Genomic DNA, 20182 nt, shown 5'->3' with positions numbered 1-20182 from the left:
CGTTCAGAGAAAGGGCTAAGGGTACTATAACGCGTCTCTACCAAGTGACTTTTCCGGCCAGATCGGCGGCTTTCTTTTCCCCAATGCCCGACACCCGTTGCAGATCCGTCAAACCAGAGTAGGGACGGCCTTCGATAATCCCTTGGGCGAGGCTGGGGCCAATGCCAGGTAGGGTTTCAAGTTCGATGGCACTGGCGGTATTAAGGTTCACAGGGCCATCGGTGGCGGCTACGGTACAGTCAGTAGGGATGGTTTTTTGTTTGCTGGCGATAAAGGGCGGAATTCCTAGGTAGGCCGTGGTATAAAACTGATCGAATTCAGCTTGAAATTGTTGGGCGATCGCCTCGTTCTGGATAATTAAGAGAGTTTCGTCGTTTTGATTATTGGCAGCAGCTGACCAATTGTGGGAGCCGGTAATCACGGTTTTGCCATCGATGACAGCGAATTTGTGGTGAAATTTGTCCCCCTTGGGTAATTTGGGCGTGCCGACGGTTTGAATGGGGTTAGCCCAAGGCCGATTAAAGGGGTCACATTTTTCCTTGAGATTCACCCCCAACAGATCCAGCCCATCGCTATATTCCCGAAAGGCAAAACTCGGATCAATTAAGGCGCGGATTGCAGTGCCCGCTTGGGCTTCTTTTTCTAAAATATTGGCGATTTTTTGCTCAGAAAAAACAAATAGGGCCAGGCTAATCGACTCTTGGGCTTGGGCGAGGGTGCTGCCAATGAGACCATTGCTCGTATTTTCCCAGGGCTGGGAACTAGAGAAAGGCGAAAACTGAACGGTGACGCGACTGTTGCCCACGCTAAAGGTTTGGGGCGGTTCCTGAAGTTTCTGGACTCCAAACTTACGCCCTGTCCACATCTCCTCAAATTCTGTTGTAAAAACCTGGGCGATCGCCGCATCTTGGATCCGCATTAGGTGATTTGCATTGCCCCTAGTTTCCAGGTTGGCGAAATCTCCGTGGATGCCGCTTAATGTCCAGTTTGCTGAGCCGGTGATCACCGTTTCCCCATCGACCACCATAAATTTGTGGTGCATCAGGCCGCTCCCTTTGGAACCGTCGGCGGTGTCGTCTAAAATCGGAATCTTTGCCCGTTCTAAAATGGCGATCGCATCATATTTAGCCGTCTCTGCCGCATCCAAAAAGCCATCTTGGTTTTCGTCGGCGAGGGCGACAAATTCTTGGTATTTTCCCTGATCCCGTTCATCGAGTTCTAAAATTTCTGTCGAATCAGGTTCGGCCCAGGGTTGACGGTAATTATTTTCGACGATGACGCGAATTGTGATTCCCGCAGCGGCTTGGTCGGCCAGAGCTTCAGCTACCAGGGGCAAGTTCAACTCCTGAATCGCAATATCAATGGTGCTTTGGGCACTGTTAATGCCCTCGATTAGAATAGCTTCGAGGTTATCCCCTGGGCGTTTCAGTTGGCGGTAGGGTTCGGTGTAACTAATACGTCGGCCTTGACGCTGATTGAAATACACCTGAATGGATTCATCCTGGGGCGATCGCCCCCTTCCCCCCTGGCAACCCAGCAGACCAACGGCCAACAGACCCCAAAAAGCGAAAAATGGGCGGCGAGCGGCGGGATTAACCATCGAAGATTTAAGAGCGCGACACCACCCTTATACCTAATAATCGTAAGGATTTCTGGGGGTGGGAATCGGTTCGACGGCACTGGCTTGGATCACCAACTGACGCTGGGGCAAATTATTATCACCCTCAGCTTCTGTGGTGAGTTGGAGATCCTCGGTAATCATTTCCCCCGTGACTTCTACCCAAGAGTCCGGCGCAAAGGCTTGGCGATCACCTTCGAGTTTCACGGGCAATCCCACCGGATAGGCATCCACTGCACAACAGGTCAACACAAACCGCGACACCATCATGTAATTGTCTGGCAACTGGGGCAGGTGAGTCACAAAGCCGTTCACCTTTACCGGATCCCCCGTATAGGCATCGGGTTCCGGGTAAACATTCAACGTCCGAATCCAATCCAATAACGTCCGCTCCTCTGGGGAGGTGCCGACCCGAAAACTTTCCGGTTGACTCCGGGTAAGAGGCAATTCTTCCGTTAAACCCCGTTGAATCGCCGTTTGGCTCGACAAAATGGTCGGCGGGATCAAAAATCCGGCGATCGCCACCACAATTAATAGGGCACTCCCCACATTCTGGGGTAATAGCGTAATATGCTGCACCGACTCCCCACCACTAACTTGGGGACGCACCTGTTGTAGTAATTTTCCCAACCCCAGCAGGAGGAGAATAATCCCCGCCGCCACACATAAACCGAAGTAATTGGGGTGGATCAACAGAGCTAGCTGGCCCGTAATCGCATACTTGAGCAGCAAAGCTCCCCACAACAACAGGGCCGTAATATCAAACCAAGGGGCCAAACCAGCCGCTTTCGGAGCAGAAAAATTAACCATTGCGTTCCTGGAAAAAATACCTCAAACAACTATCACCCGTTTCCGTTAAGGCCACCCTAAAACAAACGTGTTGCCTCTTCATCAGCCATCAGTTCTTGATCTTCGGCCAACATCGCCGGATCAATGAGCGTAATGTCAAAGGGATCTTCTTCCCCTGGCTGAGTGCGCTTTGAAGCACGCGGCGATCGCCGTTCATAACGACCCAAAATTTGGGGGCCAAACGTCACGACATCCCCATCTTGGAGTGTGACCGCATTCACTTTGTTCCCATTGACCAAAATGCCATTGGCACTCGCCTCCTGCAAACCGTCCCCATCAACAATGCGATAGTAAACATGATCATCCGTGAGATGCCGGACTAAGGTGGCATGGAGACGAGACACAAACTGAGACTGGAGGTGAATCGCGCAACTACTACGACGCCCAATAGAATAGCGAGCATCCGTCAAAATATATTCCCGTTGTCCAGTGTCATCTTGGACAACAAAAACATGTTGAGGTTGATTCATTGTGACGGTAGGAGCAACAGCCATGGATTCCAAATCAGTGCAGAAAAATTGTCGCTAAACAAAGACAATACTAAGTCCTCACATTTAAACATATCAGCTCAACATTCAATCGTGGTATGAACCCACAAAGCCCAATTCATGTTCAGTCTCTAGGATTGTCCTATCCTATCGAAGTGCTGTCTTTTTTGGTCAACCCGTAACAAATTCAATCACAAACAAAAAACCCATTACCGGCAACAGCGGGCATGGGTTACGGCTGAGACAAAAATTTAGTGTAGCGTTGCGAGAAAAACAGACCCTAAAGTCATTCCCCCAAATTAACCGAAACGGCCACTGACATATTCTTGGGTGGCCTGTTCCCGGGGATTTTGGAAAATAACCTCCGTGCGGTCACATTCCCCTAGATAGCCCTGGCGGGTACCATCATCATTGGTCTTCACGTTGAAAAATGCCGTCATATCAGCGACCCGCGAAGCCTGTTGCATATTATGGGTCACGATAACAATCGTGTATTGCTCTTTGAGCTGGTGGATCAACTCTTCAATTTTGAGGGTCGAAATCGGGTCTAAAGCAGAACAGGGCTCGTCCATCAACACCACCTCTGGCTGAATGGCGATTGTCCGGGCAATACAAAGCCGTTGCTGTTGCCCCCCAGATAGGGCGAGGCCACTTTGACGCAATTTATCCTTAACCTCATCCCAAAGAGCGGCTTGGCGCAGCGAGCGTTCTACCAGTTCGTCCATGTCGCCCTTGTAACCATTGATCCGTGCCCCATAGGCGATATTGTCATAGATCGATTTGGGGAAGGGGTTTGGCTTCTGGAACACCATGCCAATGCGACGGCGCACTTCCACTGGATCTACACCGGATCCGTAGAGACTACTGCCGTGGTAAGCGATGTCGCCATCTATGCGGAAAGAAGGAATGAGATCATTGAGACGGTTATAGCAACGCAGCAGAGTGCTTTTACCGCAACCAGAGGGGCCAATAAATGCTGTTACTTGATTTTTGGGAATGTTGAGGTAAACGCCTTTGATCGCCAGGAAGTTACCGTAATAGACACTGACATTTTCTGTCTGCAGAACGTAGTCTGTGGCGTTTGCATTGTCGAGTTCAATCATTGGAAAAGCAGCTTATCTAGGCCGGATGCGGGGAGTCAAGAAAATAGTCAATCACTTGCCGAATGACTTGGTGGAGCTAATGTTGAGGCTTGTTTAAACCTGAGAAGAGCTTAACGATGGAGAGGGTTTCCGCGTTTGCCAGCTTTATCAGTTTTGCCTAGACCATTAGAATACAAAACCTTCGGCTCCAGTATATTATCAGTCCTGCGACATCTTGACTTTAAGAACAGGTAAACCTTTTGACTGGCGCTAGATAAGGTCGTTCTTTGTCGGTTATTGTTAGGTTGAACAAAAGCGGAAAGCTTGATATTTCAAGGATTTCTAGTTGACAATTGAAGTATTTTTTATTGGCGTGGTGGAGCCATGTCCAATTGGGGTAAATCTAAATCATGGGGATCGATGTCATCGGCTTTGACTTCTTGGATTGGACTGACCTGAAACACAATTTTAAAAATTTGCCGATTACGCTTGCGTAAGAATTCTTCAACAAGCAGGGCTTGTCTGGGGGTAATTTCTTTTTTCGCCTGGAGATTAACGTAGATAATCGGTGGGGAAGAAGTCCAGTCAACCCGTACCCGAACATTTTCAACATCTTGACCAACAGTGACGGTTTTAGTTGTGAGCTGGCTGGTGATGGTTTGTTGTAGGCGGAGCTGTTGCACGAGTTGAACAAATCTTGCCCCCAGGGGTACTAACAAAATCAGGGTTAGGGCCATCGTCCAACCCAGGGCGTGGTTGATCTCGGCATAACCGGCCAAGATGTAGACCACCATGCAGGCAAGGGTAATGCCGAGGAGGTTGGTTAGATAGAGTAAAAAAGCACCACGGGAGTAATTGAAATAACCTTGGGAAAAGGATAGGCCCACCACACAGAGGGGAGGCATCAGGGCAACGGCGATCGCCGTCCCTGCGAGGGCATCACTAATGCCTCGGCGCACCTTCGCAAAACCGCTAATCCCCCCAGCGGCCACGGCAATACCAAGATCAATCAGGTTCGGTTGGGTACGGGCCGTTAGTTCCGAGCCAAAATCAGGGATACCAATGACGACGCCGATCATCCAGGATAAAGCCAGGGAAAGGGCGGTTGCGCCGGTAATCGAATACAGCGATCGCCAAAATAATTTCAATTCCCCTTCTAGGGCGGCAAAGGCTAATCCCCGCAACGGCAACATGAGCGGCGCCACCAGCATCGCCCCGATAATCACAGCCGTACTATTACTAATGAGCCCGAAGGTGGCAATAATACAGGAGCTGACGGTCAACATTACAAAATTAAGCCGCCAGCTCGCCTCGATCAAAAGCTGCCGATACAGACGCCGCGTCTTTTTCCCCGTCACCGGGCGAGGAATAAACCACTGCACAAAATCGACCCAACCCAACCACCATTCCATCACGACCCCATAGGCTTGGGGATTACGGTACAGTCGTCGTCGATACCACACCATCGCTGTTAAGACTCCTGGACAAATAGACACACAAATGCGATTTCGATTGTAAAAGCTCGGTTCCTCTCTGGTGGGATTTGCATGGATTTCTTTACCCGTGACAAACCCCGCCTTCGTTCAACCCCACAATTCAAGAGATTCTGACGGAGGACTTACTTTTTGGGAGAGAAGATTTTATAATGGTAATTCTGTAAAAATCTGTAGTTAATCCCATGGCAGTTCCAAAGAAGAAAACCTCAAAGGCAAAGCGTGACCAACGCCGGGCCCACTGGAAGCGTAAGGCAACCATCGAAGCCCAAAAGGCCCTTTCCCTTGGCAAATCTGTACTTACTGGTCGTTCTAGCTTTGTTTATCCTTCCCCCGAAGACGACGAAGAGTAAATTCAGTATTTTTCTGGCCCCAGTGCCCTCTAAATCTCTTATTAAAAATAAATATAGTTCTGATACAGCAAGGTGGAAAGTTTTCCGCCTTTTTTTGTGACAAAGGCCCATGCCCAACAAAGAACTGTCGCCGTAACATCGCCGGAGAGCTGCCCTACTAATCCCAAGGGAAATAAAGGTAGACTATGTAACAGTCAAAATTTAGCCTACCTTGCGAGCCTCACCGTTTATGACCGCCAAAACTGCCATTTCTGCTCCCCAGTACGATGTGATTGTCATTGGTTCCGGTATCGGGGGCCTCGTCACGGCAACCCAATTAGCAGCAAAAGGGATCAAGGTGCTGGTGCTAGAACGCTATGTGATCCCCGGTGGCAGTGCGGGTTATTTTGAGCGCCAGGGCTATCGGTTTGATGTGGGCGCTTCGATGATCTTTGGCTTTGGCGATCGCGGCACCACCAATCTCCTCACCCGGGCCCTCGCCGCAGTGGATATGTCAATTCCGACCATCCCAGATCCGGTGCAAATTCATTACCATCTCCCCAATGATCTTGAGGTCAAGGTACACCGTGACTACGAAGAATTTTTAACGGAGTTAACGGCACGGTTTCCCCACGAAGCCAAGGGCATTCGTAAATTTTATGATGAATGCTGGAAAGTATTTAATTGCCTCAATAGCATTGAGTTGCTTTCCCTCGAAGAAATTCGCTACCTGCTGCGGGTCTTTATGCAGAAACCCTTTGCTTGCCTAGAGTTACTTAAATATTTACCCAAAAATGCTGGGGATCTCGCCCGTCAATATATTAAAGACCCCGAACTGCTGAAGTTTATCGATATGGAATGTTACTGCTGGTCAGTGGTGCCAGCTGAACTGACTCCCATGATTAATGCGGGTATGGTGTTTAGCGATCGCCATTACGGGGGCATCAACTATCCAGAAGGCGGAGTGGGCCAAATCGCCCTCAAGTTGGCTGAAGGTTTCGAACAACATGGTGGTGAAATCCAATATGGTGCAAATGTCTACGAAATCATCACCGACCAAGGCCGGGCCGTCGGCGTGCGCTTAGCCAATGGCACCGAGTATTTCGCCAAAAAAGTCATTTCCAATGCCACCCGTTGGGATACTTTTGAAAAACTGCTCCCCAGTGAAAATAAACCCTTTTTTGAAGAAAAGTGGACGGAAAATTATCAAAAATCCCCTAGCTTTCTCAGCGTTCACCTCGGTGTCAAAGCCGATGTTCTTCCTCCTGGGACGGAATGCCACCACATTTTGCTCGAAAATTGGGACACCATGGAAGCCGAGCAAGGCACCATTTTTGTTTCCATTCCAACACTCCTCGATCCGAGTCTGGCCCCTGAGGGATACCACATCATTCACACCTTTACCCCCAGTTGGCTGAGCGAATGGCAAGGCCTTTCTCCCCAGGAATATGAAGCCAAAAAAGAAGCCGCCGCCTGGCAACTCGTGGATCGCCTTGAAGCTATTTTTCCAGGATTAGATGCGGGATTGGACTACATGGAAGTGGGGACACCGCGCACCCACCGTAAATTCCTCGGACGGGTCGATGGCTCCTACGGGCCGATTCCCCAGCGCAAACTCCTGGGATTATTGGGAATGTTTAATTTTGCTGGTTTTCCACCCCGGGTCAATAAAACAGAAGTCTCTGGACTTTATTGTGTCGGCGATAGTACCTTCCCCGGACAGGGCTTAAATGCTGTGGCGTTTTCTGGTTTTGCCTGTGCCCACAAGGTGGCGACAGATCTCGGCTATTAAATGACAGGTACATGGCTAGCTACCACAAGCAACGACACCAACCACCGCTTATCCTTCCCCTAACTCCGACTTTCTCAAGGGCTTGCATCGCTAAATGGGACTGTCAAGTTAACTCAGTTTCTCTTACAGCAAAGACTATAATCGCCACTGCTATCCCAGTGAGATCATCTCCTACTGCACCTGGCTTTACTACAATTCTTCTTATATATCTATATAATTGCTTTATCTGAAAACCAAAACAAGCAATCATAATTTCAAGAAATATGTCTAACAATAACGATTTAGATTTAATTGAAGCTATTACGAATCTTATATATGAATTACCGTTAGGTTTAGATAAAAGACTTATTGGTTCCTGGATTGGTAGTATTTACGAAGATTTTTATTTATTAAAAGAAGAAGAAAGTTTTAGTAATCATGTTGCCTTGGCTGCAATACTTTACTTTATTCTTCGTTTTATAATATTTATGATTGTTTTTTCATTGCTTATTGGGCTAATTCCTCCATTAAGGACTTGTGAATCAACACCCTATCAAACAGTCTGTACGACTAATTCATTTGGCACTTTTTTGGTCTACTCTTTCTGTACATGGTTTTCATTTTCTTCGACAATCAAGAGATATAAAATGATGTCAAGAAAAAGAGAAGTTTGTATTTCAGAATTCAACAAATTAATTCAAGAAAAGGAAGAAAACCAAGAAGAAAAATAATCTAAAAATTTGTGTTATTGTGATCATGATGAGTCATGGCAGAAAAATTCCAGAAGACGAGTCGTCCATTTTTAAGAGAAAATCTAAGGACTAAACCCAAAACGAATATGCCAATCGATTGAAAACCGACCCAAAATACTGCCATTAACAGCCATTGTTTTCACTAATATGATAATGATCTAAACGAAAGGCGATCGCCCTTGGAAAAAAAAGAGGGGTAAAATTCCCCTCTTGAAATCTTGTATTTTTTTACGCCGAAAACTGACAGTTACCGGGGGGTCAACTTGGCAATGGTGGCATTTTGGTAATAGTGACGCAGAATTTGTTGATAATCAATGCCCTGGGCTGCTAAACCATTAGCTCCCCATTGACTCATACCAACGCCATGGCCAAAGCCTTTACCGTAGATATAAACGTCGCCCTGTTGGATTCTGGCATTGATCAAAGTGCTACGCAGTTCTAATAAACTACGCAGTTGATCGCCACTGATATTTTTGGTGCCGCGATCGCCAATCACTTTCATCGTAATCACCCGACCCTGGGGGGTAGCCCGTTGGGGAATGAGTTGCTTTACAGTACCAACACCACCAACCAGTTCCCCTAAGCGAGTCGCAGAAATGGTTTTACTCCACTGATAGACTGGGGAAGATTGGTCATAATCTACGACTCCCCGGAGATAGGGCAGAGGTTGACTCCAGATATCCTCAACATTTTCGGTATGGCCACCCGAAGAAGAATGGAATACCGCCAAAATAACACTACCGTTATAGGTCATTACCTGACTTTCCGTGGCGTTAACGGCAGCATGGGTTGTGCTGTACTCGCTATTTAGACCCTTGTAGACCTGTGTCGCCGTCGTGGTGTCTAGGTCGTAGGGTTTTCCAGCATTTTCCGAGCGTTTTTTTAATGCATAGGTACGGGCCGCGACAGCCTGGGCTTTGAGGGCTTCCTGGGGCCAACTGGGAATTGCTTCAGCGCCGACAACACTATAGAGATAGTCTTCGAGATCGACGTGATTGATGGCGAGAATTCCGTTGCCACTCTGCCGGAGTTGGGTGCGCCCCCGGTACCAGCGATCGCCAATCCACACATAGCCATCACCCTGGGGCTCAATCCAGACCTCAGTTGCCCGCCAACGGTCAAACGCCAATTGATTACCCTGGCGTCCTACAGCAAAGGAACTCATTCCGGCAATTTCACCGAGGACTTGGCCTTGGCCATTTCTGATTAAAGCATTGGTGGAACTGCCCACCTGAAGATTGGCCGTCGTCTGCCGTACAGCGACCCGAAGATCAACCGCTGCCTGTGCAGGTGCAAGGGTTCCTAGCCATACAAGCCCCGAAAGAACCCAGGAATGTCCGATTAATCTACGTAAGGGTCTCAGCATAAACACATTAGAAATCTACAACAAATATCAATGGCATAAAGTGGTGCAGTCGATCACTATATAGCTTTACTCTAGAATCGCTTTTGATGTGGTTTGTTCCATTACAATTTCACGACTCAATCTAGCACGAAAATTAGGCGATCGCCGTACCATCATCCGGAAAAACATCCTGTAAACGTTGGGGGCCAACCGCCTTCACCGCTTCAGCCAAATTAATGTCCCCGGTATAAATCGCCCGGCCCACAATCGCTCCTGTGACCCCGATCCCTTCGAGGGCCACAAGATTAACCAGATCCGCCAAAGAACTTACGCCCCCCGACGCAATCACCGGAATCTCAATGGTGGCCGCCAATTCCCGTAGCGCCTCCAAATTAGGCCCAGCCATGGTGCCATCCCGATAAATATCTGTGTAAATAATGGCAGCGACCCCCTGGGTAGCCATCTGTTTCGCCAAATCCGTCGCCAAAACCGCCGACGTTTCCAACCATCCCTTTGTCGCTACCTTTCCATCGCGGGCATCAATCCCAACCGCAATCCGGCCAGGATATTTGGCACAGAGTTCTGTCACGAGATCCGGGTTATCTACCGCCGCCGTCCCAAGAATGGCTCGCTCTATACCCACATCAAACAATTGCGCCACACTGTCTACCGTACGGAGACCACCGCCCACCTGTACAGGAATATCAATCGCTGCTGCAATTTTGGCGATCGCCCCTAGATTGACCGACTCTCCCTGTTTTGCCCCGTCTAAATCCACCACATGGAGCCGCGTTGCCCCCTGCTCAGCCCAAGTCCGTGCCACCTGAACCGGGTCATTATTAAACACTTGCGCCTGTTGATAATCACCCTGATAGAGGCGCACACATTGGCCACCGAGCAGATCAATAGCGGGAATAACTTCCATAACGAAAAAAATGTTGTGATGTGAACAAAAGCCCTGTTATAATAGCGAACTGTTGACCCGGTGGTATAGCCAAGTGGTAAGGCAGAGGTCTGCAAAACCTCCACTCCCCAGTTCGAATCTGGGTACCACCTTATTGTTATTGTTAATAGCTGAAATCGACCTAGAACTCGCTCCGTAAGTAGAACTCCTAGTTTTTTTATTTTTTTATGCCCTAATAGAGGCTAATTAAACACACGAATTTCTCTGCAAAGAACCAAAAAGGTTCAAGAAATAGTCTCAAACCCTCTTAATTATTAGATGAAATAAATTTTTATTTGACGACCGCAGTGATGATCGTCGTGATTGTGGCAGTTGCCAGTAGGCCAAAGGCGAGATTAACTACCCATTGAGATGCCATCTGGTAGGCATTAAAGCGGATGGTCAATTCTTTTTGTTCGTCCCGTTGGGTTTTGATAGCTTCAGTAAGCTCCTGTACGTCATCGGCGAGCTTGTCGAGCATTTCGTCTGTCCAGCGTTGTGTCATGGTTTGTGCTACCTTACTTTTGCTTTATTAAATGGGTGGTCATCTAAAAATTACAAGGGATAATGATGAGGATTCATATCCAGTCTCTCTTAAACCCAACAAGAAAGGTCTGGAGACAAACTCCCAGACCCTGTAAATATAGTTCAACAGCTAACGACAAAGATTTTTGATCTTTCTATATTTCGCCGGATAGAGCCTTTGCTTTATCGGCCTGTTTTTGAGCAAGCATTGCGGCTGTTTTTTCTCGATCAATTTTTAGGACAACCACGCCGAGGGGCGGCAAACACAGATCAATGGAATAGGGAAGATTATGGAAGCGCCAATCTTCAGTCCAAACGCCGCCGAAGTTGAGCAAATTACTCCCCCCAAAGGTTTCGGCATCACTATTCAAAATTTCTTGATAGTAGCCCTCTTCTGGAATGCCAATTCGATAATGGCTATGGGGTTGCGGCGTAAAATTGCAGACCACAACTAAAAAATCATTGGGATCTTTTGCCCGTCGAATAAAGGAAAGAACACTATTTTGATTGTCAGAGCAGTCGATCCATTGGAATCCTTCCTCTTCAAAATCCCGTTCGTAAAGAGCCGGTTCCTGTTTATAGAGACTATTTAATGCCCCGAAGAAACCTTTGAGTTTGGCGTGGGGTTCATGTTGCAGCAAATCCCAACTCAAGTCACTCCAAACATTCCACTCATTCCATTGGCCAAATTCCATGCTCATAAACATGGTCTTTTTACCAGGATGGGTAAACATATAGGCGAATAAAGCCCGCACATTGGCAAATTTCTGCCATTCGTCCCCCGGCATTTTGCCAATAATCGAGCTCTTGCCATGGACGACTTCATCGTGGGAAAGGGCCAACATGTAGTTCTCGCTGTGGTGATACCACATACTGAAGGTAATGCTGTTTTGGTGGTGCTGCCGGAACCAGGGATCCATGCTGAAGTATTTAAGATTGTCATGCATCCAGCCCATATTCCACTTGAGGTTGAAGCCGAGGCCGCCGAGGTAGGTGGGGCGAGAAACCATGGGCCAAGCGGTGGACTCTTCGGCAACGGAGATAATCCCTGGATAGTATTTGAAGATGAGATTGTTGGTTTGGCGGAGAAATTCTACGGCTTCGAGGTGTTCGTTGCCGCCGTAGTCATTGGGAAGCCACTCGCCATCTTCCCGGTCATAGTCGAGGTAGAGCATTGATGCCACTGCATCGACCCGAATGCCATCGATGTGATATTTATCAAACCAGAATAGGGCATTGGCAATCAGGAAGTTACGAACTTCATTGCGATTGTAGTTAAAGATCAGGGTGCCCCAGCCTTTGTGCTCACCTTTGCGGGGATCGGCATGTTCATAGAGATAGGTGCCATCGAAGTAAGCGAGACCATGGGCATCCTTAGGGAAATGGCCAGGAACCCAATCAACGATTACCCCGATACCATTGGCGTGGCATTGATCGATGAAATACATCAGGTCTTCGGGATTGCCAAAGCGGGAAGTAGGGGAATAGTAGCCGGTTACTTGGTAGCCCCAGGAGCCGTCAAAGGGATGTTCAGCGACAGGCAGTAGCTCGATGTGGGTGTAGCCCATGTCCTTAACGTAGGGGATGAGCTTATCGACAAGTTCGTAATAGCTCAGGAAGCGGGCACCGGGTTTTTGATCGCCCACGGGAATGGGATCGACTTCACCGGAAAGGAGTCGCATTTTTTCGGTGGCGGAACCATGAAGCCAGGAGCCGAGGTGTAGTTCGTAGATGGAAACAGGATTTTTGAGGGGGTCTTGTTTGGCACGTTGTTCTAGCCAATCGTGATCCTGCCATTGGTACTGATCAAGGTCAGCAACGATAGAAGCAGTGTCGGGGCGCACTTCCCGGAGAAAGCCATAGGGGTCTGATTTTTCGTAGATGTGGCCGTGTTGGTTTTTGATTTCGTATTTGTATTTGGTGTTGGGGCCGAGGTCAGGAATGAAAATTCCCCAAATACCAACGTTTAAACGGCGCATTTGGTGTTTGCGACCATCCCAGTTGTTAAAGTCGCCCAGGATGGAGACGTTGCGGGCATTGGGTGCCCAAACGGCAAAGTAAACGCCTTTGATGCCATCGACTTCGACGAGGTGTGCCCCCAGTTTGTTGTAGATGCGGTGGTGATTCCCTTCGGCAAAGAGGTGGAGATCGAGATCGCTGATGTGGGGGGCTTCGGCAAAGGCATAGGGATCGTTGATGATGTGTTGGCGATCGCCTTCTTGGAGCTTCAGTTGATATTTCGGTGTTGTTTCACTCTGGAGGGTGCACTCAAAAAAGTGGGGATGATGCACCGTTGTCATCGGGTGTTCCGTTTGGGAAGGGGTATCAATCACCCAAGCTTGGCTAGCAGAAGGTAAATAAGCGCGAATTGACCAGGTTTTCGGATTGGGATCGTCGTTGGTAGGATGACAACCCAAGACAGCATGGGGGTTGTCATGGTGGTTAGAAACAATTTGGTTGATCTGGTCTGGAGTGAGGAGAGTAGGCATTATGGCAATTACCGAAAATCGATTAGAGGTTTATTAAAGGAATTTTTTTGTTTGGCGATATGGGACAAGGCTAGCTCAGGATAGGGTAATCCGAGGGAGATTATAGGACGTGGTGGGCGTTTGGAAATGATTGTGACAAAGAGGATAGGGGAGAAATGTCGTGTGTGATACCTTGCTCCTGATCGGAGGCCCTGGGGTTTACTTTTCAGGAAAAAAGAAGAGAAAACTATAAATTGAGCCTTATTTTAGGGGATTGATCCTCACTGTAAACGGTTTTAGCAAATCCGCAATCGTTCCCCTGGGGTATGGTTGAATTTTTTTATGGAAGTCGCTGCCACCAGTTTAAACTTCAAAAGAGATCCCGTTTGCCGCGCAATTTTGTAAAAACTCGCAGGGGATCTGTTGTTTTTAAGTTAGCTTGCAGTTGGCGATCGCCACAGCGCAAAAAGGGATTTGTCTGTTTTTCTAAAGCTAACACCGTTGGAATGGTCGGTTCCTGGCGTTGTCGTTGGGTCTGCACTTGCTGAAAACGTCTCTGAAGAGCCTCATTTTCTGGATCGACTGTCAAGGAAAATTTAATATTTTTCAGGGTGTACTCATGGGCGCACCAGATATTCGTGTTATCCGGCAAATCACAAATTTGCTGGAGCGAGGCAAAAAGTTGAGCAGGCGTTCCTTCCAAAAGACGACCACAGCCATTGGCAAACAGCGTATCGCCACAAAATAAATCGCCACTGTCTTCGGGCTGTAGGGGAGGGAAATAGTAGGCGATGTGACCTTGGGTATGGCCTGGCACGAATAAAATTTCGACGGTGCGATTAAATAAATCTAAGTGATCACCAGCCTTAAGGCTCACCGTTTGGCCTGGAATACGTCTTTTTTGTAAATCTATCTCGCTACCATACACAGCCGCTGCGGGAAAATGACTTAATAGTTGACGATTGCCACCCACATGGTCAGCGTGATGGTGCGTAATCAGAATGGTCTTAAGCGTTAAATCTTCTTTACTCAGATACTCCAGAACAACCTCAGCGTCGCCTGGATCAACAACCGCACAATCCCCTGTGGCTTGATCAACCAAGAGAAAAATATAGTTATCATTAAAAGCTGGTAAACGAATAATTTCCATGCCGGAATTCCCCCATGAGTCACTGATGCTGATCATAACAAGGGGGATTTTGTACGAAAAAACGAGTCATTAATCGAGGGAAATTTTATAAACCCAATCGGCAAACTCTGGATCGCGGTTTTCTGTGATTGCCGTTAGTTTTTCTCGCAATTTCTCAGTGATGGGCCGTTCCGTGGGTAAGGTGTAGTTTTCGACTCGCTTCACGGGGGTGACTTTGGCCGCCGTCCCACTTAAAAAGACCTCATCGGCAATTAGAAGCTCTGATTTATCAATGGGGCGTTCGATCACGTCAATACCCAGATGTTTAGCAAGGGTAACAACGCTGTCACGGGTAATGCCTTCGAGAATATCCTGGTCAGAACCAGGGGTGATCAGTTTGCCATCGCGGACGATAAAAACGTTCATCCCAGATGCTTCACAAACTTTCCCTTGGGAGTTCATCAGCAATGCTTCGTCAAATCCAGAGGCAACGGCTTCGGTTTTGGCTAGGGCCGAGGCAATGTAAGCACCGCTAATTTTGCCCCGGAGTGGAAAACTCCGGTCTTCTTGGCGTGTCCAGGAACTGATGCGACAGGCGATTCCGTCGGGGGAAAGGTAATCACCCAGTTCTAAGCCATAGACGAAGAAATCTTTTTCAATGTTGTGGAGACGGGGGGCAATGCCTAAATCAGAAGTATAAACAAAGGGGCGAATATAAAAGGATTTTGTGGGCCGATTTTGTTTCACGAAGTCCACAATGACGTGTTCAATTTTGTCAGCCGGGAGATCGAAATGGAGAAATTTTGCGCTATTGCTGAGACGGCGGCAGTGGCGTTCGAGACGAAATAAAAGAATTTGGTTTGCGTCGGCGGGATCAGGAATACCCCGTAAGCCCCCAAAAGCCCCTGTTCCATAGTGGAGTGCGTGGGTTGCAATGGAAATATTTGCGTCAATGAAGGGAACAAATTTTCCTTGGAAATAGGCAGTGGGAAGGAAATTATGCATGGGTTGGGGGCAAACGGTAGGGTGCGAAATGAATTACAGAAAGAACAATGAAGCAAGAAATTTATCTTACCGCACCTGAATCTTTGGGATTCAGCCAGCCCTTGAGGTTTTGCAACTGCTTGGCAGAGGCTTGGGGATTTTTCACGACTTGATAACTGCTCGGTTGGGGGGCAGCGAGGGTGACGGCAAGGGTTTTCAGTTGGTCTTGGTGAAAAATCGTGATCGAAATTGTATCACCTGCTTGGTAGTTCTGAAGGCGATGGTTGAGTTGTTCGGCATTGGTGCGATAGTTGGCGATCGCCAGGAGTTCATCTTCTGGATCAATGCCCGCTTGATAGGCCGGGGAATCAACATTGACCGTTTGCACCAGGGTGCGATTGTTTTGGTCGGTGACGGTGAGACCCAGGTAGGGGAGATCTTTGTTGGTGTAGATGGGTTTGATTTGTAGGCCGAAGGTTTCGAGGGCTGCGCCGAGGGGAAGTTCTGCCGTGGTATGGAGAAATTCGTGGAAAAAGTCACTCAGGTCAAAGCCCGCCACCTCACTAATTACCTGCTCCACTTGGGCCGGGGTAAAGCCAATTTCTGGTTTGCCAAATTTTTCCCACATGATCCGCAACACATCATCTAGGGATTTTTGGTTTTGGTGGCGATCGCGGATTTTGAGATCCAGCAGCATTGCCACGAGAGCACCCTTGAGATAGTAGGACATCTGGTTATTGTTGCTATGGGCCTCGCGGCGGTAGAGCTTAATCCAGGCATCAAAACTTGATTCGGCCAGGGGCTGCACCAAACGCCCAGGGGTAAGGAGGTAGCGGGTGATGTCCTTACTGAGGCTTTCAAGGAAAAAGGCTTTGTCATAGATGCCAGCCCACAAAGGAATGAGCAGATCATAGTAACTGGTCACACCTTCAGCAAACCAAAGGGAAGGGGTGTAGTTTTCTGTTTCGTAGTCAAAGGTTTCGAGTTCCTTGGGGCGAATGCGCTTCACATTCCAGAGGTGGAAAAATTCGTGGGCCACCAACTGCATAAAGCGGTTGTACTGGTCAGATTTTTGGAAGCCAAACCGAGGATAATTTAAAGAGCAACTTTCTTTATGTTCGAGGCCGCCATAGCCACTGCCAGACAAGTGCAACAAAAACATGTATTCGTCGTAGGGCAACTCGCCGCCGAAAATTTTGGCTTCGGTCTGGATGATTTTTTTTGTGTCGGCGATCGCCTTTTCCGCTTCAAAATTGCCTTCCCCCCAAACGACCCAACGGTGGGGCTTCCCTGCGCAGAGAAATTCATAATTTTCATGGAGACCCACCTCCACAGGACTATCCACCAACACATCAAAATTTTCGACCCAGAAACAATTTTCCTGGTCTTCGATCAGGGGCAAGGTGGTATTTACTTCCCAGGCGATGTGGGGCGGTTCGACGGTCAGGGTGCAAGCTTGGTCTTGGTAGCCCGGAATAAAGCAAAATAAAGCCGCACCGTTGAAATAACCGTGGGTTCCATCGAGGTGATTGGTGCGGACGGTGAGGTCATTGGCAAAAACCCGATAGTGGACTTGGATGTCTGAGGTGTCAGCGGTTTCAACTTGCCAGTGATTTTTCGTCACTTTGCGCCAACTGAGGTCAACACCTGCCGCTGTAGTCGCCCGAAAATCCTGGAGATGGCGGGAATATTCGCGCACCATATAGGAGCCAGGCGTCCATACGGGCATTTTTAGATCCAGCACTGCGGCTTCCCATTGGCTAATGTGAATGGTTACCTCAAACAGGTGGGTTTGGGGTTGGGGCATTGCCACTTGATAGGCGATCGCCACCGTATTTTGCGCGCTTGGGGCTGGCGTTGCCATGGAAGTTGCCGTGTGAACCATCAGAAAAAATTTACTCCTATGCTCGGTTGGCTAAATTTGTCAGTTGCTTAAAGTTGACCAAATGAATGCGACCTTCACCCATTTCGATCCACCCTTTCCCTTCCAGTTTAGACAGAATCATCTCAACTTCTTTCGTGCTGATATCAGCCACATCGGCTAGGTCAGACACCGACAATTGAATGATTTCTAGGCCCTGTTCCGTGGGTTGACCGTAGTTTTCTGCCAGGAGGAGGAGAGTTTTGACTAACTTGAGGGCGGGGGGCTGCTTACGCCAATAGAACCGGGCATTGGCATTACGGAGGCGGCGCACCATGAGTTGCAGCATTTTGTGGTGCAGTTGGGGATCTTTAAACAGTAGCTGGATAAACCGTTGGGCCGAAACGCTAAACAGTTTGACCGGCGAAAGGGCCACCACATCCGTGGAACGGGGCGATTCGTCTAATACTGACATTTCCCCAAAAAAATCACCTTTGCCCATAATTGCGAGGGTCACAGTTTCACCATCCCCTGTGAGGCGGCGCACTTTAACCCAGCCAGATTCGATGAAATAGACGGCATTACCCCAGGAGTCTTCCATTAAGACGGTTCGTTCTGCGGGATAGTCATGCTCGGTGGTGACAGACAGGAGCCATTCGATGGTTTCGGGGTTTGCGGTGCTAAAGAGGGGGAAAAGCTCGCTAAAAGCTTCAATGTCCATGAAATCTTGCCAGGATGTGCAGAATGAAACAATACAACGAATACAAGGTGATTGGCTGTTAGGCGCTATTTTCGCACGTTTTCTTTTCAGAATAGCTCACTTTCTGGTGAGGTCTAAATGGGGCGATCGCCCTACGGGAAAAGTCAGCCCCCTCACATTACAGTTTTTGTCACGATAACCCTGGCGCGGGGTGTCCTTATTCATAATTTGTAGTGAAGCACTCTTGGAATACAAAAGGCGCGTGTTAAATACCCTTGATCTAAAGCGAACCCTAGCAAAGGACACCTACAAAGAACAATTAGAGGAGTTGATGCAGCAATTGCGGTCTTTGCAAAATGCCTGTTGGCAGCACCAATTACCCGTAACGGTCGTCCTCGAAGGCTGGGCGGCGGCTGGCAAGGGCGCTTTAGTCAAAAAAATGACCAATTATATGGATCCCCGTGGGTTTTCGGTATTACCGATCTTTGAACCCTCGGCCCGTGAGAAGCAATATCCATTCCTGTGGCGCTTTTGGCATAAGCTCCCGGCGAAGGGGAGCATCGCTTTTTTCTACCACAGTTGGTACACCCACGTCCTCGAAGACCGTCTGTTTGAGCGGCTGGACCCGGTGGAAGTGCCCCTGGTGACGCGGGAAATTAATGCTTTTGAGCGGCAGCTAGTAGATGATGGTATGGCGATCGCCAAATTTTGGATTCATCTGTCCCAAAAAGAATTAAAAAAACGCCTCAAAAGCGCCGAAGCCGATGAATTAGAAGCCTGGCGAGTGCGTCCGGAAGATTGGCAACAAGCGAAAAACTACAAAGAATATCGGCACCTCGCGGAGGAAATGTTGATCTACTCCAGCACCGGTGCCGCTCCCTGGATTCTTGTCGAGGGCAACGATTACCGGTGGTCGGAAATCAAGGTGCTCTCCCAATTGGTAGCGACCATTGTCGAAGCCCTGGATCGCCGCAAAATCACCCTCCCTGAAGCGGTTCATATTCGTCCCCAGTCCCAACTCCTGCCCACGGAACCGGACTTTCTTGCCAAGGTGGATTTAAGCCTAGAACTAGAAGACAAAGACTACAAAAAACGTCTCCGGGCGGCCCAAATTAAATTACGGCAACTGCAACTCAAGATTCACCAAGAAAAATTACCAGTTCTGCTGTTGTTTGAAGGCTGGGATGCTGCGGGCAAAGGGGGGGCCATTAAACGCTTAACCGATGTCCTCGATCCCCGTAGCTATAAAGTTGATGCCTTTGGTGCGCCTACCGAAGAAGAAAACCGTTACCATTACCTCTGGCGTTTTTCTCGCCATTTACCAGGTATGGGGACGATTGGTATTTTTGACCGCAGTTGGTACGGGCGCGTTTTAGTTGAACGGGTCGAAGGTTTTGCGACGGAGGCGGAATGGAAGCGGGCCTATCGCGAAATCAATGAGTTTGAAGCCCAGCTAATTCATAAGGGTTATGTGCTCGTAAAATTTTGGCTCCACATTGACCCAGATGAACAACTAAAACGCTTTGAGCAACGACAGGACAATATTTTCAAAAAATATAAGCTAACCGACGAAGATTGGCGCAATCGAGAAAAATGGGATCAATATGCAGTAGCCATTAATCAGGCGATCGCCCGCACCAGCACCCCCGCCGCCCCCTGGACGATTGTGCCGGCCAATGACAAACTTTATGCCCGTGTTTTTGTGATTGAGACCGTTATCGAAGCGATCGAGTACAAACTCAAACGTTTGAAAAATGGTGAGGCCATTGTCTAAGCTAACCAACAGACCACTTAAAAGTCTCTCTTGTCTTCCAATTTCAAGGGATTTCGAGAACGACAGAG

General features: G+C 48.4%; 17 protein-coding genes and 1 tRNA gene. 5 read left to right on the top strand and 13 right to left on the bottom strand.

Annotated features, from left to right (window positions below; all coding sequences use genetic code 11):
* Positions 1-37: 37 nt before the first annotated feature.
* From AWQ22_RS09680 to AWQ22_RS09660, 5 genes are all read right to left on the bottom strand, one after another.
* Positions 38-1600 (bottom strand): phospholipase D-like domain-containing protein, encoded by a 1563-nt coding sequence (locus AWQ22_RS09680; RefSeq protein WP_065710951.1) that lies wholly within the window; start codon positions 1598-1600, stop codon positions 38-40.
* Between the two features lie 33 nt (positions 1601-1633).
* Positions 1634-2428 carry a TIGR03943 family putative permease subunit gene (locus AWQ22_RS09675; protein WP_012307507.1) on the bottom strand — a complete coding sequence of 265 codons (795 nt, stop codon included), beginning with the start codon at positions 2426-2428 and terminating at the stop codon, positions 1634-1636.
* Between the two features lie 56 nt (positions 2429-2484).
* The gene (locus AWQ22_RS09670; protein WP_012307506.1) at positions 2485-2961 is read right to left on the bottom strand and encodes an FHA domain-containing protein; all 477 of its coding nucleotides are present in this window, start codon (positions 2959-2961) and stop codon (positions 2485-2487) included.
* A gap of 293 nt (positions 2962-3254) precedes the next feature.
* Positions 3255-4058, bottom strand: a complete 804-nt coding sequence (pstB, locus tag AWQ22_RS09665; protein WP_012307505.1) for a phosphate ABC transporter ATP-binding protein PstB — start codon at positions 4056-4058, stop codon at positions 3255-3257.
* A 344-nt stretch (positions 4059-4402) separates the two neighbouring features.
* On the bottom strand, positions 4403-5503 hold the full coding sequence (locus tag AWQ22_RS09660) for a DUF389 domain-containing protein (RefSeq protein ID WP_030006411.1): 1101 nt from the start codon (positions 5501-5503) through the stop codon (positions 4403-4405).
* Between the two features lie 212 nt (positions 5504-5715).
* Here AWQ22_RS09660 and rpmF point away from each other — a divergent pair, with 212 nt between their 5' ends.
* From rpmF to AWQ22_RS09645, 3 genes are all read left to right on the top strand, one after another.
* The gene (gene rpmF / locus AWQ22_RS09655; RefSeq protein WP_012307503.1) at positions 5716-5883 is read left to right on the top strand and encodes a 50S ribosomal protein L32; all 168 of its coding nucleotides are present in this window, start codon (positions 5716-5718) and stop codon (positions 5881-5883) included.
* Between the two features lie 229 nt (positions 5884-6112).
* Entirely contained in the window at positions 6113-7654 is a 1542-nt protein-coding gene (gene crtH / locus AWQ22_RS09650; protein WP_099240789.1) for a carotenoid isomerase, read from the top strand.
* 263 nt (positions 7655-7917) lie between these two features.
* A complete protein-coding gene (locus AWQ22_RS09645; protein WP_065710949.1) occupies positions 7918-8364 on the top strand; it encodes a hypothetical protein in 447 nt (148 codons plus the stop codon).
* A gap of 268 nt (positions 8365-8632) precedes the next feature.
* Here AWQ22_RS09645 and AWQ22_RS09640 read toward each other — a convergent pair whose 3' ends face one another.
* Both AWQ22_RS09640 and hisA read right to left on the bottom strand, forming a co-directional pair.
* On the bottom strand, positions 8633-9751 hold the full coding sequence (locus AWQ22_RS09640; protein WP_062434811.1) for a SpoIID/LytB domain-containing protein: 1119 nt from the start codon (positions 9749-9751) through the stop codon (positions 8633-8635).
* 133 nt (positions 9752-9884) lie between these two features.
* Positions 9885-10655 (bottom strand): 1-(5-phosphoribosyl)-5-[(5-phosphoribosylamino)methylideneamino]imidazole-4-carboxamide isomerase, encoded by a 771-nt coding sequence (hisA, locus tag AWQ22_RS09635; RefSeq protein WP_065710948.1) that lies wholly within the window; start codon positions 10653-10655, stop codon positions 9885-9887.
* 59 nt (positions 10656-10714) lie between these two features.
* Between hisA and AWQ22_RS09630 the strand changes: the two genes are divergently transcribed.
* Positions 10715-10786 (top strand) — tRNA-Cys (locus tag AWQ22_RS09630).
* A gap of 179 nt (positions 10787-10965) precedes the next feature.
* Here AWQ22_RS09630 and AWQ22_RS09625 read toward each other — a convergent pair.
* The 6 genes from AWQ22_RS09625 to AWQ22_RS09600 all read right to left on the bottom strand — a co-directional run bounded on the left by AWQ22_RS09625 (position 10966) and on the right by AWQ22_RS09600 (position 18361).
* On the bottom strand, positions 10966-11178 hold the full coding sequence (locus AWQ22_RS09625) for a hypothetical protein (RefSeq protein ID WP_030006408.1): 213 nt from the start codon (positions 11176-11178) through the stop codon (positions 10966-10968).
* A 175-nt stretch (positions 11179-11353) separates the two neighbouring features.
* The gene (gene glgB, locus AWQ22_RS09620; protein WP_065710947.1) at positions 11354-13687 is read right to left on the bottom strand and encodes a 1,4-alpha-glucan branching protein GlgB; all 2334 of its coding nucleotides are present in this window, start codon (positions 13685-13687) and stop codon (positions 11354-11356) included.
* 349 nt (positions 13688-14036) lie between these two features.
* Positions 14037-14816, bottom strand: a complete 780-nt coding sequence (gene gloB / locus AWQ22_RS09615; protein WP_065711697.1) for a hydroxyacylglutathione hydrolase — start codon at positions 14814-14816, stop codon at positions 14037-14039.
* A 69-nt stretch (positions 14817-14885) separates the two neighbouring features.
* On the bottom strand, positions 14886-15800 hold the full coding sequence (locus tag AWQ22_RS09610) for a branched-chain amino acid transaminase (protein WP_065710946.1): 915 nt from the start codon (positions 15798-15800) through the stop codon (positions 14886-14888).
* 61 nt (positions 15801-15861) lie between these two features.
* Positions 15862-17664, bottom strand: coding sequence for a M61 family metallopeptidase (locus tag AWQ22_RS09605; protein WP_065710945.1), 1803 nt, complete (start codon positions 17662-17664; stop codon positions 15862-15864).
* 16 nt (positions 17665-17680) lie between these two features.
* Positions 17681-18361, bottom strand: a complete 681-nt coding sequence (locus AWQ22_RS09600; protein ID WP_065710944.1) for a Crp/Fnr family transcriptional regulator — start codon at positions 18359-18361, stop codon at positions 17681-17683.
* A gap of 241 nt (positions 18362-18602) precedes the next feature.
* Between AWQ22_RS09600 and pap the strand changes: the two genes are divergently transcribed.
* On the top strand, positions 18603-20114 hold the full coding sequence (gene pap, locus AWQ22_RS09595) for a polyphosphate:AMP phosphotransferase (protein ID WP_065710943.1): 1512 nt from the start codon (positions 18603-18605) through the stop codon (positions 20112-20114).
* Positions 20115-20182 lie beyond the last annotated feature (68 nt).

Source organism: Picosynechococcus sp. PCC 7117 (assembly GCF_001693275.1).
In the GTDB taxonomy this organism is placed as follows: domain Bacteria; phylum Cyanobacteriota; class Cyanobacteriia; order Cyanobacteriales; family MRBY01; genus MRBY01.
Note: the sequence above shows the minus strand (reverse complement) of the source record. Positions and strands in the feature narration are given on the sequence as shown.

What these genes read in the sequence shown, in the direction of transcription:
- AWQ22_RS09660 (WP_030006411.1), bottom strand. Translation starts at nt 5,503, where the DNA reads ATGGTGTGGTATCGACGACGACTGTACCGTAATCCCCAAGCCTATGGG.
- AWQ22_RS09645 (WP_065710949.1), top strand. Translation starts at nt 7,918, where the DNA reads ATGTCTAACAATAACGATTTAGATTTAATTGAAGCTATTACGAATCTT.
- AWQ22_RS09600 (WP_065710944.1), bottom strand. Translation starts at nt 18,361, where the DNA reads ATGGACATTGAAGCTTTTAGCGAGCTTTTCCCCCTCTTTAGCACCGCA.
- rpmF (WP_012307503.1), top strand. Translation starts at nt 5,716, where the DNA reads ATGGCAGTTCCAAAGAAGAAAACCTCAAAGGCAAAGCGTGACCAACGC.
- hisA (WP_065710948.1), bottom strand. Translation starts at nt 10,655, where the DNA reads ATGGAAGTTATTCCCGCTATTGATCTGCTCGGTGGCCAATGTGTGCGC.
- AWQ22_RS09610 (WP_065710946.1), bottom strand. Translation starts at nt 15,800, where the DNA reads ATGCATAATTTCCTTCCCACTGCCTATTTCCAAGGAAAATTTGTTCCC.
- AWQ22_RS09605 (WP_065710945.1), bottom strand. Translation starts at nt 17,664, where the DNA reads ATGGTTCACACGGCAACTTCCATGGCAACGCCAGCCCCAAGCGCGCAA.
- AWQ22_RS09640 (WP_062434811.1), bottom strand. Translation starts at nt 9,751, where the DNA reads ATGCTGAGACCCTTACGTAGATTAATCGGACATTCCTGGGTTCTTTCG.
- AWQ22_RS09670 (WP_012307506.1), bottom strand. Translation starts at nt 2,961, where the DNA reads ATGGCTGTTGCTCCTACCGTCACAATGAATCAACCTCAACATGTTTTT.
- pstB (WP_012307505.1), bottom strand. Translation starts at nt 4,058, where the DNA reads ATGATTGAACTCGACAATGCAAACGCCACAGACTACGTTCTGCAGACA.
- gloB (WP_065711697.1), bottom strand. Translation starts at nt 14,816, where the DNA reads ATGGAAATTATTCGTTTACCAGCTTTTAATGATAACTATATTTTTCTC.
- AWQ22_RS09675 (WP_012307507.1), bottom strand. Translation starts at nt 2,428, where the DNA reads ATGGTTAATTTTTCTGCTCCGAAAGCGGCTGGTTTGGCCCCTTGGTTT.
- crtH (WP_099240789.1), top strand. Translation starts at nt 6,113, where the DNA reads ATGACCGCCAAAACTGCCATTTCTGCTCCCCAGTACGATGTGATTGTC.
- glgB (WP_065710947.1), bottom strand. Translation starts at nt 13,687, where the DNA reads ATGCCTACTCTCCTCACTCCAGACCAGATCAACCAAATTGTTTCTAAC.
- AWQ22_RS09680 (WP_065710951.1), bottom strand. Translation starts at nt 1,600, where the DNA reads ATGGTTAATCCCGCCGCTCGCCGCCCATTTTTCGCTTTTTGGGGTCTG.
- AWQ22_RS09625 (WP_030006408.1), bottom strand. Translation starts at nt 11,178, where the DNA reads ATGACACAACGCTGGACAGACGAAATGCTCGACAAGCTCGCCGATGAC.